Annotated in this window: 14 protein-coding genes; 6 read left to right on the top strand and 8 right to left on the bottom strand. The window is 54.6% G+C overall.

Annotated features, from left to right (window positions below; all coding sequences use genetic code 11):
* Window positions 1-35: 35 nt before the first annotated feature.
* The 4 genes from ACHZBS_RS19095 to cysC form a co-directional block, all read right to left on the bottom strand.
* Window positions 36-593, bottom strand: a complete 558-nt coding sequence (locus ACHZBS_RS19095; RefSeq protein ID WP_319408122.1) for a carbohydrate-binding family 9-like protein — start codon at window positions 591-593, stop codon at window positions 36-38.
* A 220-nt stretch (window positions 594-813) separates the two neighbouring features.
* Window positions 814-1,434, bottom strand: a complete 621-nt coding sequence (locus ACHZBS_RS19100; RefSeq protein WP_319408123.1) for a LysE family translocator — start codon at window positions 1,432-1,434, stop codon at window positions 814-816.
* A 182-nt stretch (window positions 1,435-1,616) separates the two neighbouring features.
* Window positions 1,617-2,423: an AraC family transcriptional regulator gene (locus ACHZBS_RS19105; protein ID WP_319408124.1), complete on the bottom strand. Its 807-nt coding sequence runs from the start codon at window positions 2,421-2,423 to the stop codon at window positions 1,617-1,619.
* Between the two features lie 202 nt (window positions 2,424-2,625).
* Entirely contained in the window at window positions 2,626-3,285 is a 660-nt protein-coding gene (gene cysC / locus ACHZBS_RS19110) for an adenylyl-sulfate kinase (RefSeq protein WP_319408125.1), read from the bottom strand.
* A gap of 304 nt (window positions 3,286-3,589) precedes the next feature.
* Here cysC and tnpC point away from each other — a divergent pair, with 304 nt between their 5' ends.
* The 4 genes from tnpC (at window position 3,590) to ACHZBS_RS19130 (ending at window position 9,287) form a co-directional block, all read left to right on the top strand.
* Window positions 3,590-4,981, top strand: a complete 1,392-nt coding sequence (tnpC, locus tag ACHZBS_RS19115; protein WP_319404498.1) for an IS66 family transposase — start codon at window positions 3,590-3,592, stop codon at window positions 4,979-4,981.
* A gap of 461 nt (window positions 4,982-5,442) precedes the next feature.
* Entirely contained in the window at window positions 5,443-6,366 is a 924-nt protein-coding gene (locus ACHZBS_RS19120; RefSeq protein WP_319408126.1) for a MoxR family ATPase, read from the top strand.
* Window positions 6,366-7,307, top strand: coding sequence for a DUF58 domain-containing protein (locus tag ACHZBS_RS19125; RefSeq protein ID WP_319409097.1), 942 nt, complete (start codon window positions 6,366-6,368; stop codon window positions 7,305-7,307). The genes ACHZBS_RS19120 and ACHZBS_RS19125 overlap by 1 nt, the downstream gene beginning before the upstream one ends.
* 3 nt (window positions 7,308-7,310) lie before the next feature.
* Entirely contained in the window at window positions 7,311-9,287 is a 1,977-nt protein-coding gene (locus ACHZBS_RS19130; RefSeq protein ID WP_319408127.1) for a DUF3488 and transglutaminase-like domain-containing protein, read from the top strand.
* Window positions 9,288-9,306: 19 nt separating this feature from the next.
* Here ACHZBS_RS19130 and ACHZBS_RS19135 read toward each other — a convergent pair whose 3' ends face one another.
* Window positions 9,307-10,482: a DNA polymerase IV gene (locus ACHZBS_RS19135; protein ID WP_319408128.1), complete on the bottom strand. Its 1,176-nt coding sequence runs from the start codon at window positions 10,480-10,482 to the stop codon at window positions 9,307-9,309.
* A 201-nt stretch (window positions 10,483-10,683) separates the two neighbouring features.
* Between ACHZBS_RS19135 and nifA the strand changes: the two genes are divergently transcribed.
* On the top strand, window positions 10,684-12,207 hold the full coding sequence (gene nifA / locus ACHZBS_RS19140; protein WP_319408129.1) for a nif-specific transcriptional activator NifA: 1,524 nt from the start codon (window positions 10,684-10,686) through the stop codon (window positions 12,205-12,207).
* Window positions 12,208-12,215: 8 nt separating this feature from the next.
* On the opposite strand, the gene ACHZBS_RS19145 is transcribed toward nifA, so the two are convergent.
* Window positions 12,216-12,776 carry a hypothetical protein gene (locus ACHZBS_RS19145; protein WP_319408130.1) on the bottom strand — a complete coding sequence of 187 codons (561 nt, stop codon included), beginning with the start codon at window positions 12,774-12,776 and terminating at the stop codon, window positions 12,216-12,218.
* A 293-nt stretch (window positions 12,777-13,069) separates the two neighbouring features.
* Between ACHZBS_RS19145 and thiD the strand changes: the two genes are divergently transcribed.
* Window positions 13,070-13,882, top strand: a complete 813-nt coding sequence (gene thiD / locus ACHZBS_RS19150) for a bifunctional hydroxymethylpyrimidine kinase/phosphomethylpyrimidine kinase (protein ID WP_319408131.1) — start codon at window positions 13,070-13,072, stop codon at window positions 13,880-13,882.
* Between the two features lie 63 nt (window positions 13,883-13,945).
* On the opposite strand, the gene ACHZBS_RS19155 is transcribed toward thiD, so the two are convergent.
* Both ACHZBS_RS19155 and ACHZBS_RS19160 read right to left on the bottom strand, forming a co-directional pair.
* Window positions 13,946-14,140 carry a hypothetical protein gene (locus ACHZBS_RS19155; RefSeq protein WP_319408132.1) on the bottom strand — a complete coding sequence of 65 codons (195 nt, stop codon included), beginning with the start codon at window positions 14,138-14,140 and terminating at the stop codon, window positions 13,946-13,948.
* A 34-nt stretch (window positions 14,141-14,174) separates the two neighbouring features.
* On the bottom strand, window positions 14,175-15,608 hold the full coding sequence (locus ACHZBS_RS19160; RefSeq protein WP_319408133.1) for a fibronectin type III domain-containing protein: 1,434 nt from the start codon (window positions 15,606-15,608) through the stop codon (window positions 14,175-14,177).
* Window positions 15,609-15,773 lie beyond the last annotated feature (165 nt).

Below are 15,773 nucleotides of genomic sequence, written 5' to 3' on the forward strand. Positions count from 1 at the left end.
TTGACCTCTTCAGTTCTGCATCTATCCCCTCCGCTTCATTCGAATTGTAAAAAACCAAATGACTGAGGATGGTGAAAATCTGGATCCGGAAGATCCACCGGCGACCATGTCAACCAGTGGGGGTGCGAGGTGTCGTCGGCACATTTGTAGAAATTTACCCGCCAGACAACCTGCGGCGCGGGCGGTATCACCTGGCAGTATCTTCCCAACAAGGAAATGGGGATACTGTACGCAACGGTCCACGTGACCGGTTCCTCGATTTCCGGATCAACGATGCGCGGCAACGAATGCGCACGGGTTATCCTGCTGCACTCACTATCCGGGATAACAATCCTGTCTTTCCGTGGTTGCCTCTGAAAATGAAAAAGCATGGTGCCGCCGCAATTCATTTCAAGGTTAAAGTATCCTTTGGACACATCAGGGCCCGGGGTAAAAAAGAATTCGACACAACTGTCTTTGAAAACATTATCCTGATGTCCTACGGCTGTTGCACGAACGTATCTGTCCTCGACTTGAAACATTACCCCTATGGCCTTGTTGTCGCAGGCGATCTTCACCTCTGCCTTGGGGAAATGGTCGGGTTTCTTCCCCATATGGTTCCGGATCCGTTCGGATGGAATGCCGTTCCACGGAAATTCATTCCAGACTGAATTTTCAATCGGAAAGCTCACTTGCCTGGTTGCCTTGCAGAACATACACGGGTCCCTTTGTTTTTGGGTGGCTTGGGGTTGGACCATGGAAACAAAATATAATAACGGCGAAAGAATTCGAAAACAGGCCCTGAACCCATCCGATCCGATGTTCCTTTCCTGTTCAGTTGCCGCGGCGAGCCAGCGCCAGACCTGCCCCGGCGATGATCATTAATCCTCCCGCTGTCCGTAAGACCGATCGAAAGGCCCGCTGATTCTGCAGAACCCCGCTTATTTTTCCTGCGGCCAATGCCCAAACCGATGTTACGGTAAACGTGATCACCAAAAATGTCGGAACAATATAAGAAAATTGCAACCCGAGAGGTCGCGTTGAATCGATGAATTGGGGCAGAAAGGCCGCAATAAATATCAGACTCTTGGGGTTGGGGATGGTGATAACGAGCCCTTGAACAAACAGATTCGTTTTGGAGACCGCCGACGTTTCAAAAACCGGAGGTTCACTTGCGCTTCGCCACTGTTTGATCCCGAGATAAACAAGGTATGCGGCCCCGGCCCAGCGGAGCCATTCAAAGGCGTCTGCAACCAGATTCAACAATGAGGTCAGGCCGATTGCGGCGACTATAAGTTGAACGGCGATACCCGTTGTCGCTCCGGCAACAGTGGATAGCGCATGTTTCCATCCGAATGAAATGCTGTGGGCAACTGTCAAAAGTACGCTCGGTCCGGGTAATGCGATCATGATTGCAGTGGCCACAAAAAATGCAAGATAGTCGTGCAGTTCCATATTGGATACCTCCTGCTGATTGGTCATGTTAAAATTTCGGCAATGAGGAATTTACGTTCCTCTTGCAGGAGGCGTATGGAATCAGGACCGGGTCCAAAAGAGTTAAAAAATGTGCCGATGCGCTTCCCAAAAATTCCATACTTCTCCTTTCCGGGTAAAAAATGGAATTTTTGGCAATTTAATTATTGTATAAAATTGACTTGATATTCTTTGGGGGTCACTGTCGTTATCGCTTTGAAATGGCGGTGAAAGTGGCTCTGGTCAAAAAAACCGCATTCAAGGGCAACTTGTGACAAATCAAACCCTTTTTGTAAAAGTTTTTTGGATCGTTCTATCCTGCAATTCAGTCGATACGCATGCGGTGTTATGCCAGTGGCTGCCTTAAACTGCCTGAGAAGGGTGTATGGGTTGGTCTGCAGTGTTCCGGCTATCTGGCTCATGGATGTATCTGTGTCTAAATTGGTACTTAATTGCAGTTTCATCTGTTCTATATGCAAAGCAGGCTCATTTCTTAACGTCGCCGGTTCACACGCATGTGTAAATATTTTTTCTACAAATTCAACCAGTATTTGTTCTCTTTCCAATAGATCCCCATGGCCCATTAACGATTTCATCGTGTTGATGTATTGTTGATAGATCGAATGGTTTTCCAACAAAATGGTGTTCACTGGGTTGAATGTTTCAAGTTGCCATAAGGACTGCTGCAATTTCAAACACCACTCGACATCGAGGAAGAGCATGTAATAGCTTCGTGTACCATGTTCGGTAGGATTGCAGGAATGAAGTGTTTCCGGATTGACCAAGGCAAGGCTTCCCGGATGTAATTTCGCAGAATTTTCTTCAACCTGATAGATCACTTCTCCTTGATCGATTGCACCGACACAGAAGGTTTTATGCATGTGGGGTTTGTAGTTTCGTCCGCTTTTTGTTGAATAGCGGCATTCCACAAAAGGGAGCTTTGGATGTTTAAAAAAATAGTCGCCACTCATTTGCGTCCCATAAACGAAAAGATGAAACCAACTATATTCTGGTTAAATTTTGACACAACGCCCAAATAACCGATGGAAAAAGCAAAGCGACAACAGGAGCGAAGCTTTTTGCATCCGGTTGATTTGATTGTTCGGCATTTTTTGCTGTTTTTGGGTTGAATGGAGGTGTATAATCATCAAATTATCATCAAAAAGTTGTCAATTATGCCTTTCCAATAATTTTTTTATTTTGGAGAAATGCAATTACCTCATTCGCAAGAGTATCCGGGTTCTTTTCGGCATTGAATAGAATCAATTCAGGAGACATTGGAGGCTCATAGGGATCATCGATACCGGTAAACCCTTTGAGTTCACCAGCTCTTGCTTTCTTGTAAAGACCCTTTTGGTCCCTGTCTTCGCATACTTCTATTGGGGTGTCGACGAACACCTCTATGAAGTCTCCAGGCAGAAGAGTGTTTCGAACACGATCCCGGTCGATTCGATAAGGGCTAATAAATGCCGTAAGGGCGATAACTCCAGCCTCTGAAAATAGCTTTGCTACCGCACCTATACGCCGAATATTTTCTTCCCGGTCAATGGCAGAAAATCCTAGCCCAAAACGCTGAGCAAAAGCATCGCCGTGACTCTTACGGACCATTTGCGCGCCGGCGTTAAGTCCATGACGGACATTGTCCCCATCTAGAACCACACAGTGAATACCATATTGATGGAGTTTGTGGTCAAGTGTGTTAGCGATAGTGCTTTTTCCGGATGCGCTCAGACCTGTGAACCAAATCACACAGCCTTTGTGTCCATTCAACGACTCTCGCTGCGACCGTGACACCATATGTTCATGCCAGTATATATTAACGTCATTGTCCATTCACTTTTCCTTTATAAAAAGCAATAAGGATGGCTTGTTTATGTGATTTTATCTATTTTAAAACCAACTTAGATGATAAATCGTTAAAAATAAATTCAATTACATTTTTATGTTTTGACTGCCGAACAGTAGCAAGAAGTGGAAAATAAGCCATAAAATTTTCGTAAGCATTCACGGGGTACTTTGAGGATCCAACTGGTCTCGCAACCCCCCGAAATCAAAGCACAAAAAATAGATCATAACTAACCGAAATAATACAAAATAAATCTAGATTTTTCTTTTTGACTATGGTAGAGTGCTTTTCATGGCACTCAAAAGACCCTTTTCGGAACTCGATTGGCAACTGACACCAGAGCCGGTGCGACAGTATATCATGGCTCTGGAACGGATGCTTTTCGATATGGAACAGCGGATTGTAGCCCACGAAAAGCGGCTGGAGAAGCTTGAGGTTCGGTCCAGCAAAAATTCTCATAACTCCAGTAAGCCGCCGTCATCCGATCCGCCCTTTAGCAGGCAAAAGAGAAAACAGAAAAAGAGTACACGTGCAAAAGGCGGTCAGAAAGGCCACAAGCCGCATCAGCGGCAGATGCTGGATCCGACCGAGAGCCATTGGTTGATGCCGACGCGCTGCGCATGCGGGCATGCGCAGTTCGATCCGCAAAAGATGCAGCCGTTTTATGCGCATCAGCATATCGAGCTACCCGAAATCGAAATGCAAATCAGCCACTATATTCTCCAGCAATGTGACTGTCCCAACTGCGGCAGGACGGTCAAGGCCGCGCTACCTTCTGACGTATCCACCGGTTATGGGCCGCGCTTTACCGCGCTTATCGGAGAATTGAGTGGGATCAAGGCCATGAGCCGCAACGACGTCAAGCAGTTGTGTGAGTCGGTTCTGGGCATCGGGATTGCCACCGGAACCATCCAGAAGCTTGTCGACCGCACGTCAAATGCGCTATTGCCGGCCTACGAACGCATCGGCCGGGTCGCCCGACGCTTTTGGTGCAACTACATCGACGAAACTTCCTGGTTTAAGGAAAACGACCTGCACTGGTTGTGGGCCATGGCCAACGAACGGGTGGCGTTTTATCGCATCGACCCGCATCGCTCCAAGGAAGCTTTCGAAAAACTGGTCCGGGATTGGGACGGGATTCTGGTCAGCGATGGTTACGGCCTATATCGAAAATGGGTTAACCGCCAAACCTGCCTGGCCCATCTGATCCGCAAAGCCGATGCCCTGGCGGAACGAAAGAAAACCGATCTTTGCCGCTTCGGAGAAATCGTCGCCGCCTGGCTGAGGCAACTGGTATCGTTTGCCAAAGAACCTCCCGACCCGGAAATGTGGTCGGATTTTTATACGTTCTTTTTGTTTACCGTCTCCGTTTGGGAGAAGGACAAGACCGACGCCGGAAAACTCGCCCGGCAGATTGTTCGCGAAATGGACAGTCTGTGGACCTTTCTCGATCACCATGGCATTGAACCGACCAACAACCGTGCCGAACGGGCACTGCGCTTTGGGGTGCTATGGCGAAAGCGCAGCCTGGGCACCCAAAGCGAAAAGGGAAACCGGTGGGTCGAAAGGATATTATCCCTGAAAGAAACCTGCCGTCTAAATGCAAAACCGACGTTCCCGTTCCTCGTGGAATGTATTACTTCCTATTTTCGAAGGTCGACGCCCAATCTCTCCTGGATTTAATTCAAACTGGAATATCCCGTGAACGCGTACAAATTTTCCGCTTTTTGTTTTAAGGATATACCAATAATATAAGGCAAACACAACTTCACCCTGGATACCGCTCTGGAATTGACGGACCCGGTCCGCCAAGCCCCTCGCCATCATCCTCGTCACTTACCACAGAAAGAACGTATTGCATATGGATTCTAATGGTTAACCATCACTTCGGAGGAGCAGCCGGGGGCAACCAGTGGCCTGTCGACCCCAGACACCAAAAGAAAATACTTTTTACAAATGCGGTTGAAATTTTCGATTGGTGATACGGACAGATAACGCGCGCTTCAGGACTGGTCGAAAGGGCCGATAAAAGGGTTGGAAATTAAGGCCGAGGCGTTTATCTTCAAATTAACATTCGAAATGCAGCGATCGGGGTCCATGATCCCGCATAACCTATTTTGAAACAGTCGACAGGTGAAATGAGAATGGGATTACAACCGCAGTTTGAAACCATCGTTGGCCAGGTCGGCCGGGTGGTGCTGGGTAAGGAAGAACAGATCCGAATGGCCCTGACCTGCCTGTTTGCCGGTGGTCATCTGCTTATCGAGGACATCCCCGGCATCGGAAAAACCACGCTGGCCAAAGTGCTTTCCCGGTGCATGGGCCTGAAGTTCAGGCGCGTCCAGTTCACCAGCGACATGCTGCCCGGCGATATCTTAGGCAGTTCGATCTTCGATCAGAATACCGGTGCCTTTGTCTTCCACCCGGGGCCGGTTTTCACCCAGGTGCTGCTGGCCGACGAGATCAACCGGGCCACGCCCAAAACCCAGAGCGCCCTGTTAGAGGCCATGGAGGAGGGGCAGGTCACCAGCGACGGCAAGACCCGGGCGCTGTCCGCCCCTTTTTTCGTTATCGCCACGCAGAATCCCATGGAACTGTCCGGCACCTTTCCGCTGCCCGAGTCCCAGTTGGACCGGTTTCTCATGCGTATCGAACTGGGTTACCCGGATCGTGAGGCCGAGCGGCTGCTGTTGGGCGGGGACCGGGCGCAGCGCCTGGCGCTGAATGACATGCAACGGTGTTTGTCCCCTGAAGATGTGCTGTCGCTCCAGAAACAGGTGGACCGGGTGCACGTGGCCGACGCTTTCTTGAACTACCTTCAGGATCTGCTGGAATTTACCCGCACCGGCAAACACTTCCACATGGGGCTCTCGCCGCGGGCGGGCCTGGCACTGGTGCATGCCGCCCGGTCCTGGGCCTTTATCAGCGGCCGGGACTATGCCCTGCCCGAAGACATCCAGGCCGTATTGATCAGCGTGGTGGGGCACCGCCTCAGATCCCGCGACGACCTGGCAGAGATCCCCGCACGGCGGCTGAAACTCCTGTTCCAAGAGGTGCCGGTATCGTGATGTCCGCCATTGCCCGCACCTTTTACCGCTTTGTCGGCGGCAACACCACCGTCCCCTTAACCCTGGGCCTGCGCAACATCTATATTCTTCCCACGGGATACGGCATGCTCTACCTGACGGTGGTCGGGGCCATGCTGGCCGGGTCCATCAACTACAACAACAACCTGGGTTTTCTGCTCACGTTCCTTCTGGGCAGCCTGGGGATGACGGCCATGATGCATACCTACAGCATGCTTTACGGCCTGCGTCTGGAATCGGCGACGGCCGAGCCGGTATTTGCCGGAGAAGCCGTGGACGTGGAAATTAAAGTTGACGGTATTGACCGGCCGCGAACCGGCATCCGCTGGTATTTCAATCCGGCGGATCCTTCCAGAGAGGATTTCAGATCCGGTGAACCGGCGCGTGTCCGGGTTCAGGCACGGACCGTCCATCGGGGGCTTTTTGACCCGGGATGGCTGCGCATCGTTTCCGACTATCCCCTGGGATTGTTCCAGGCCTGGGCGCGGATCAACATCGACCTGCAGTGTCTGGTCTATCCCCGCCCGGTTTCTGCGCCGGAACCCGGTACCCGAACCTTGTCGGCTCACAGAGAAGGCTATATCGCCCAGACTCCGGGCGTCGAGGATTTTCTGGGGCTCGCGGCTTACCAGCCCGGCGATTCACCCGGCCGCATTCACTGGCAGGCCTATTCGCGGGGCCGGGGGCTTCACACCAAGACTTTTGCCGGCCAGGCCGGCAAAAGTCTGATGCTGGATATTGAGGACGTCCAGGGCGACGATATAGAAAGAAAGCTCTCCATCCTCTGTTTTCACATCCTCAAGGCCCATCACCAACGACGCAGCTTCGGCTTGCGGCTGGCCGGACAACTTTTTCCCGCCGCCAACGGCAGGGTTCATCGGGACCGGTGCCTCCGGGCGCTGGCCCTTTACGGGAACGGCTGAGCCATGCAACGGCAGCCTGTTCGCCCGTTGATCCTTGCCCTCGTGGTGGCCATGGCCCCCCTGGTCTTCCACCTGCCATGGTGGGCCGTGGGATGGTGCACGGTCTCGTGGGGCTATCTGCTGCTCCGGGAGCGCCGCGGATGGCCCGCAGCCTCACGAGGTTTCCGATTGGCGGTTTTCTTCGTCGGCATGGCGGCGGTTCTGATGTCTGCCGGCCTGCGCTTCGACGGCGGGGATTTTATTGCTCTCCTGGCCGTGATGGCCGGTATCAAACCGCTGGAGATTCGGAGCCGGAGGGACAGTATGGTGACCGTCTTTCTGGCCTATTTTCTGACCATCACCAGCCTGTTCGTTTTTGAAAACCTGTCTATGACCCTTTACCTGTTCGTGTCGGTCTGGGTGACTACCGGCGTGCTGATCCATGTGAACGACCCCAGGGGTGCCGTTTCCCGACAGCTGCGGCTGTCGGCCAGGCTGATTCTACTGGCGGTTCCGCTGATGCTGCTGCTTTTTTTATTGTTTCCGAGACTTTCCGGCAGCTTCTGGGGGTCCCCGTGGTCCAGGCAAAGCCGCTCCGGATTTTCGAGCAGCATGCGCATCGGCGATGTTTCCCGGCTGGTGCTGGTTGACGAACCGGCCTTATCGGTGACTTTTGACTCCCCGGTGCCGGATGCGGACCAGCTCTACTGGCGGGGTATCGTTTTCCAGCGCTTTGACGGCGCCGGCTGGTATCCCGCCAGTCGTCAGGCAAACCGCCGGGGCAGTGTGGGCGGTACAAATCTGTCCCGCTACACGGTGATGCTCGAACCCCACGGCCAGCGGCACCTGTTTGCCCTGGACCTGCCGGTGACGGCCGATCCCGCGGCCACCATCATGGACGACCACACCCTGCTGGCCCGTCGACCCGTCTGGCAGCGGTTTCAATACCATTCCGCTTCATTCCTGGATTATCTGCAGGATGACGCCGAAGTGCCCTCCAACGCCTATCTTCAGCTGCCGTCGAACCGGAATCCTGAGGCTGTTGCCCTGGGAAACCGGTGGGCGGGGAGCCATGCGGATCCTGAAGCCGTGGTATCGGCGGCCCTGGCCTTTTTCAGGGATAATGGCTTCCGGTACACCCTGCGGCCCGACCGGTTGGGGCTTAACGCGGTGGACGATTTTCTTTTTACCAGCCGGAAGGGATTCTGCGAGCATTTTGCAACCGCCTTTACCGTGCTCATGCGGGCCGCCGGCGTGCCGGCGAGGATTGTCGGCGGTTACCAGGGGGGGAAGTGGAATGCCCTTGGGGAATTTCTCACCGTTCGCCAATCCGATGCCCACGTCTGGTGCGAGGTGTGGATGGCGGGGCGGGGCTGGGTGCGTGTGGATCCGACCTTCACCGTGGCTCCCGATCGCATCGATGCCGGCATCGAGTCCGCCCTTGCCGGAGATGGGCTGCCCGGGTTTCTCGGACGCGACCGGGGGGAAATGCTGGCCCGGTGGACCGAAACCCTTCGCCAGACCTGGGAAGCCGTCAATATCCGGTGGAATTTATGGTTCATGGGGTTTTCCGCCGAGGACCAGATCGCTCTGCTGAAACGGCTGGGCGTCTCCGTAGGCCGGCAGGGTGGATGGCTGCTGTTCATGATCCTGCCGCCGCTGTTTATCGCCGGGGTGATCCTGGTGGGTCGCATGCGCAGAGAAGCATCCGGCAAACTGCCCGAAGATAAAGCGCTGAAAGTGTATGGCCGGTTTCTGGACAAGATGACACGGATCGGCATACCCAAAGCGCCGCATCAGGGTCCGCTGGACTATGCCCGACGGGTGGTGGAACAACATCCCATGCTCGAGCGGGATGTGGATGACATCACCCGCCGGTACATTGGTCTGAGATACGGGCATGAGGCTGGTATGGACGCACTGAAGGTTTTTCGTCTGCGGGTCCAGCGGTTCAACCCGCGGCGGGCGATGGCTGCCGGAAGTCGGAAATCTGAGGGCTGAGGACTGAGGTCGGAGGACTTCAGTCCATGGAGAGATCATCCGGAGGCGTCAGCGACCCCCGGTGAACGGCCGAACGGCCGAACCGTTCGGCGATCCGATCCACGGCGTGGTCGACTTTTTCCCATCCGTTCTCCTTTTTCCCAAGGCTCGGAAACAGGCATGCCTGCTGGGGGGTGGTGTCGGCAATCAATGCCGATGCCCCCACGCCAATAAGCCGGACCGCCTTGTCCAGGGCCTGACGCGCCAGTAACGCCTCGGCCGTGCGGTAGAGCGTTTCCGAGGACTGGCTGGGGCGATCCAGCGTGGCGCTCCGGGTCATCTGCTTGAAATCCGTGTCTTTCAATTTCAACGTGATCGTCCGGGCCAGAAATCCCTGGCGGCGAAGTTGGCGGCCCACCTCCTGGCTCTGGGCCAGCAGATGCTGCTTCAATTGTTCCCGGTCCCGTGTGTCGGCCGACAAGGTCCGTTCCGTCGATATGGATTTGGTGGGAGAATGGGGGGTGACGATGGATTCGTCCCGCCCGTGGGCCAGTTCTGACAGCCGATGGCCGAATTTGCCCAGTCGTTCCACCAGAACGGACGACCTTATTTTTCTGGCTTCTCCGAGGGTGGCGATGCCCATCTGCCGGAGTTGTTCATGGGCATGCTTGCCCACACCCGGCACCTTTTCCACGGGTAGGGAGGCGATGACCTCGGAAAGGGTTTCCCGGGTAATCACGGTCAGGCCGTCGGGTTTTTGCATGTCCGATGCAATTTTGGCCAGAAACTTCAAGGGGGCGATGCCGATGGAACAGGTCAGAGCCACCTCGTTCAGGATGTCTGTTTTAATGGCGCTCGCCATCGCCTGGGGATGGCCGTACAAACGGCCGCATCCGGCCGCATCCAGGTAGGCTTCATCGATGGAAACCTGCTCCACGATCGGCGAATAACGGTGAAGAATGGTCATGACCGACCGAGACACCTCGCTGTAGCGGTCCTTGCGGGGAGGGACGATAACCAGCCGGGGGCAGCGCTGCCTGGCCATGAACATGGGCATGGCGCTGTGGATGCCGTATCGACGGGCCTCGTAGCTGGCGGCTGCCACGACTCCCCGGCCCGAGTCGCCGCCCACGACCAGGGCCTTTCCTTTCAACTCCGGGTGGTCCAATTGTTCCACCGAGGCAAAAAAGGCATCCATATCGATGTGCAGAATCATGCGCCTACTTTACCGGTTACCTTATCTCCTTTCAAGATGTGTTCCCCGTCTCATCGCTTTTGGATACGTAATTTCAGCTGAAAAGAAAGAAAAATGGGAATCCGTGGTTTCCGGGGGTTGTCAGTGATTACAAAAATGTTGTAAACAGAAATTTGTATGCCATTTTTGAGTTCCCTTGTGCCGCCCTATAAAGGAAATGTGATGAAAGCCATTGAACAGGTCACCCTTTTTTACGAAATATCCAATGCCCTCAACGAGCATCTGGACCTGAAAAAATCCATGTACAAGGTGCTGGATATCCTCTCCACCTCCATGCAGATGGAGCGCGGAACCATTTCTATTCTCAACCCCTTGAGAAACGAAATCAACATCGAAGTCGCCCACAGCCTTTCCAAAAGTGCCATGGAGCGGGTGAAATACAAACTGGGTGAGGGGATCATCGGTCGGGTGATTCAAACCGGTGAGGCCGTGGCCATTCCCAAAATCAGCGAGGAACCCCTGTTTCTCAACCGCACCGCCTCGCGCAAGATCAAGGGCATGGGGGAGGTTTCTTTTATCTGCGTCCCCGTGCAGAAAGGCAAACGGGTGGTGGGTGCCCTGAGCGTGGACCGGGCCTACGATCCCGAATATCCGCTTGAGGAAGGCACCAAGCTGCTTTCCGTGGTGGCCACCATGCTGGCCCGCCACGCCATCAACCTGGAGACTATCCATCTGGAAAAAGAGGCTCTGCGGGAAGAAAACAAGCGTCTGCGGGACGAACTGGAAAACAAGTACCGCATCAACAACATCATCGGCAACAGCAACAAGATGCGCGAAGTGTACCAGATGATCAGCCAGGTGTCGCGGAGCAACGCCACCGTGCTGATTCGCGGGGAGAGCGGCACCGGCAAGGAACTGGTGGCCAACTCCATTCACTACAACTCCACCCGGTCAAAAGGGCCCTTCGTCAAAGTCAATTGTGCGGCCATCCCTAACAACCTGATCGAGAGCGAACTGTTCGGTCATGAAAAAGGGGCTTTCACCGGGGCGGTCAAACAGAAGCCCGGTCGGTTCGAACTGGCCCACAAGGGCACCATCTTCCTGGATGAAATCGGCAGCATCGAACCGGATGTGCAGGTTCGGTTGCTGCGCGTTCTGCAGGAGCGGGAGTTCGAGCGCGTGGGCGGTCACCGGACCCTCAAGGTGGATGTGCGTATTATCGCCGCTACCAACAAGAACCTCGAACAGGCCGTGGAGGACGATTCCTTCCGGGGAGACCTGTATTACCGCCTCAATGTGTTTCCCATTTACATGCCGCCCTTGCGGGAACGCAAAACGGATATTCTGCTGCTGGCGGATTTCTTTCTGGAGCGATACGCCGAAGAGAACGGGCGGGAAGTCAAACGGCTTTCCACCCCGGCCATTGACATGCTCATGGCCTACCACTGGCCCGGCAACGTGCGTGAACTGGAAAACTGCATCGAACGGGCCGTGCTGCTCTGCGAAGAGGGCGCCATCCACAGCTACCATTTGCCGCCCACCCTTCAGACGGGCAAGGAGAGCGGCACGCTGCCGGATCTTTCTTTAGAGGATGCCGTGGGGGCGCTGGAAAAAGAGATGATCATCGACTCCCTGAAAAACACCCGGGGCAACATCACCATCGCTGCGGAGATTCTCAAAACCACGGTGCGCAAATTTGCCTACAAGGCCAAAAAATACGGTGTGGATTACCGTAACTACCGATAGATGCCATTTCAAGATGTTGCGTCGGGGTTGGTGCGGATGCGACTGATGAGCACCGCCTCGCCGCGGATGGCATCGGCCAGCTGACGGGTCAGCGTCCCTTTTTGTGAGCGGATCTGCCCGGTCCCTTCGGAGCGATCCACCAGCCAGGTGACATATATCTTCTCCAGCTTGGCGGATACATCGGCAAGCACTTTGGCCATGCCGTCCCGGGCGATGGTGAGTTCTCGGGTCTGGGCGGCAACGATCCCCCGCTGGTTGGGAAACTTTTTGCCGATCCGCTTCAGCCGGTCCAGTTCCTTGTCCATCATGACCACGATGTCGTCCGTAAGGACCATGTTGCCGTAAAGGGCTGTGGATACGTGGTCATGGGTGAAGGCGACCAGTTCCTCCTTGATCTTCATGGAGGCCAGCTTGGTCCGCAGCGGCTCCTTTTTAAAGTATTTGCCGTAAGTCCAATACCCTCCACCGCCGGCCAGGGCCAGCACGAGCACCAGGGCGATGAGGATCCCGGCGGCCCCGCCGTTGGCATTGCTGGTCGGGCGGATATGAAGGTGTGGGTTACGGGCCATGCTTCTTTCCACGCTTTCGGTGTTGTTTGTCATTCCGGCGAAAGCCGGAGTAACCGATTGATAACTTTTTCAGTTAACCGTATTTATCCAAATTAGATTTTCACAATCATTATCGGCAGGTGGTTGAAAATCTGTATATTTTTTGGCCATTTTTCCTCAGATGGCCACTTTAGATAAGCGGTGGCTCTGATTTTCGTTGACGATAGTCCCCCATTTAAATAATTCAGACGGTTAATTCATCCGGTCACCGAATCACTTTTTATATCAGAAACATTGCCCATCAGGAGATTGATATGCGCGTGGCATTGACCATTGCCGGATCCGATTCATCGGGAGGGGCGGGGATTCAGGCGGATTTGAAGACATTTCAGGCATTGGGTGTTTTCGGAATGAGCGCCGTGACGGCGGTGACGGTGCAAAATACGCAGAAAGTTTATGATATTCAGGAAATGAGGCCCCAGATCGTCCATGATCAGATCGTCTGCCTTTTTGAAGATATTGCCATTCATGCCGTGAAGATCGGCATGGTGGCCAGCATCCCGCTGGTCGAGGCCATTGCCCGGGCGCTGAACGCCATCGATCCGTTGCCGCCGGTGATTCTGGATCCGGTGATGATTTCCAAAAGTGGGTACGCCCTGCTCCAGCCCGATGCCCGGGCGGCCCTGGTCCGGCACCTGTTTCCCCTGGCCCGGGTGGTGACGCCCAATCTGCCCGAAGCCGAAGCCCTGCTGGGAAAAACGATTGCGGATATCGATGCGATGAAAACCGCCGCCCGGGAAATTTCGGCATTGGGTGCGAAAATGGTGGTGGTCAAGGGCGGCCACCTGGGAGGGGGCAGTGCCACGGATGTGCTGTTCGACGGAGCGGATTTCAGGCTGTTGGAGAATCGACGCATCGACACGGTCAACACCCACGGTACCGGGTGCACTTTCTCATCGGCGATTGCCGCCTACATGGCACGGGGTGAGTCGTTTTTCGATGCGGTTGCTCAGGCCAAGACCTACATTACCGGGGCCATTGAAAACGCTTTTGCGTTAGGAAAGGGATGCGGTCCCACCCATCACTTCTTCGACCTTTACCGACGGGCGAGAATGGATGTCGGCTGAAGGGGAGGGCCGATCGCCCTCTCCCTTCAGCACTCGCCAAGAGCGCACCCATGCACCCGTCGATCAGGCATATCGCCGCCTGTCGCGCCACTCTCCCTGAATGTCAGTTGCGGATTTTTTGTTCTGTCGCCGGTCATCGATGGTCCTGCGTTCGGGAAAATACCCATCGTAGGTCAGCACCCGGCGGTCAATGCCGGTTCGCCGGTCGCCAGCGATTCGTCCGCCCACTGATGCTGCTTCTTTCTCTTTGATAATCATGGCTATCCTTATCCCGACCGGTTTCGATATCCGGTTAGTGACCGACCATACCCGTCAGCAGCCGGCTCGTTTGATCCTTGATCCACTGCCAGGGGCCAGGGCCCGCATCGGTCCTCTTTTCCTGGCGGTAGAGGGAAACAATAAAGCAGCCCCCGCCCCCGCCACCGCCTGCGGTGGCGGTCGACGAAGAACCGTCGACCGAAGTGGAAAGCCCCGCCGGGTCGATAATGATTCCGTTGGCAACGCCGTCGGCATCGCCGTATCCGCCGTCTTTGACTTCAACGGTTACTGACCGGCGGTCTGCGGAAAATTGCGTGTGATCGGAGAAATCCTGCCATCCGTTGACTTCATCGTATTTGATCCATCTGGCACCGGCGGATGCAGGATCGGAAAGCTGAATTGTTACCAGAGCGCACTGGCCGGGTTCATAAAGGATCAGCTTATAGGCCAGCATGGCTGACGGCAGTCGATCCGGCGTTGTCTCATCGATTTCCAATTCAGCTGGATCGATCATCATCATCTGTTCGATTTCGGCAACGGTATCTTTGGATGCCACCACTAAAGCCATAGGTTCGCAGTTGGTGGTCGGCGATGATAGGGAGTGGGTCACTTGAGCCTGAACCAAACCACCCTCCTGATCGTCGCGAATACCGTTGCCATCGAAATCGTTAGTCGCTGCCTGTGTGGTGAAATGAACCATCGTCGACCAGGCTGACACCTTTCCGCCGGAGTCGAAAAAACGGGCACGCCAGTGGTAGGCCCCGTCCCCATTGAGCAACAGAAGCGGTACCTGCAACTGGTTGAGCCAGCGATCAGTCACCACATCCATCAGGCAATCTCCCGACCCATTGTCGTATACCTGCCACTGGGTCGCAATATGGGCATCCCCGTCGGTATCTGAAAAATTTCCGGCATCAAGCTGCGTGTTGCGTTCCACCTGGGTATCGGATTCCGGGAAAAGAGATTCTGGGCGCAGCGGTGCCGCACCTACACCCGGACCATCAGGCTCCAATCCAGCACGGAATTCGTCGCGATTGCTGATGCCGTCCCGATCGAGGTCTCCGTTGGCGTCATCGACCCGGGGGTTCAGGCCGAAGTGGGCTTCCCAGTCGTCGGGTATGCCGTCGCCGTCATTATCCGTTACCGGTGGAATATAGTGGGCTTCAGTGGAGTCGTTGCTCTCCAGACCGCCTTCATAGGCACGCACCACGAAGTAGTACTCGGCCTGGCCATCGAGAGTGTCGACGGTACAGGAAGTGGAGGCACCTTCCCAGTCGGGCCGGCTGTAATCATAGGCCTGGTCGATCTTTCGAGCGAACACCCGGTAACCTTGGGGGGCGGGATCGTTGGGATCCCAGCGAAGGCTCACGCTGGCGGCCATGGCGGAAATGGTTGTGAAAAAAATAACGATGGGAACGACAATGGTGCCGACTCGGACAATAATTGATCGTAGCTGTTTATTATACATGGTCGAAGGCAATTCTCCCGGTTTATTTTCAGTGTTTGCAGGGACGTGCCTGCATATTCCCGTCAGGAACGGTTGCCCCCGTTCAGAGCAATAGGTTTGCCAGATGGTCAACCATCATCGCTGATTATTTTTAGCCTATTGATTTAGTTCACAAAAAAAAATACA

Source organism: uncultured Desulfosarcina sp., assembly GCF_963664155.2.
GTDB lineage: Bacteria > Desulfobacterota > Desulfobacteria > Desulfobacterales > Desulfosarcinaceae > Desulfosarcina.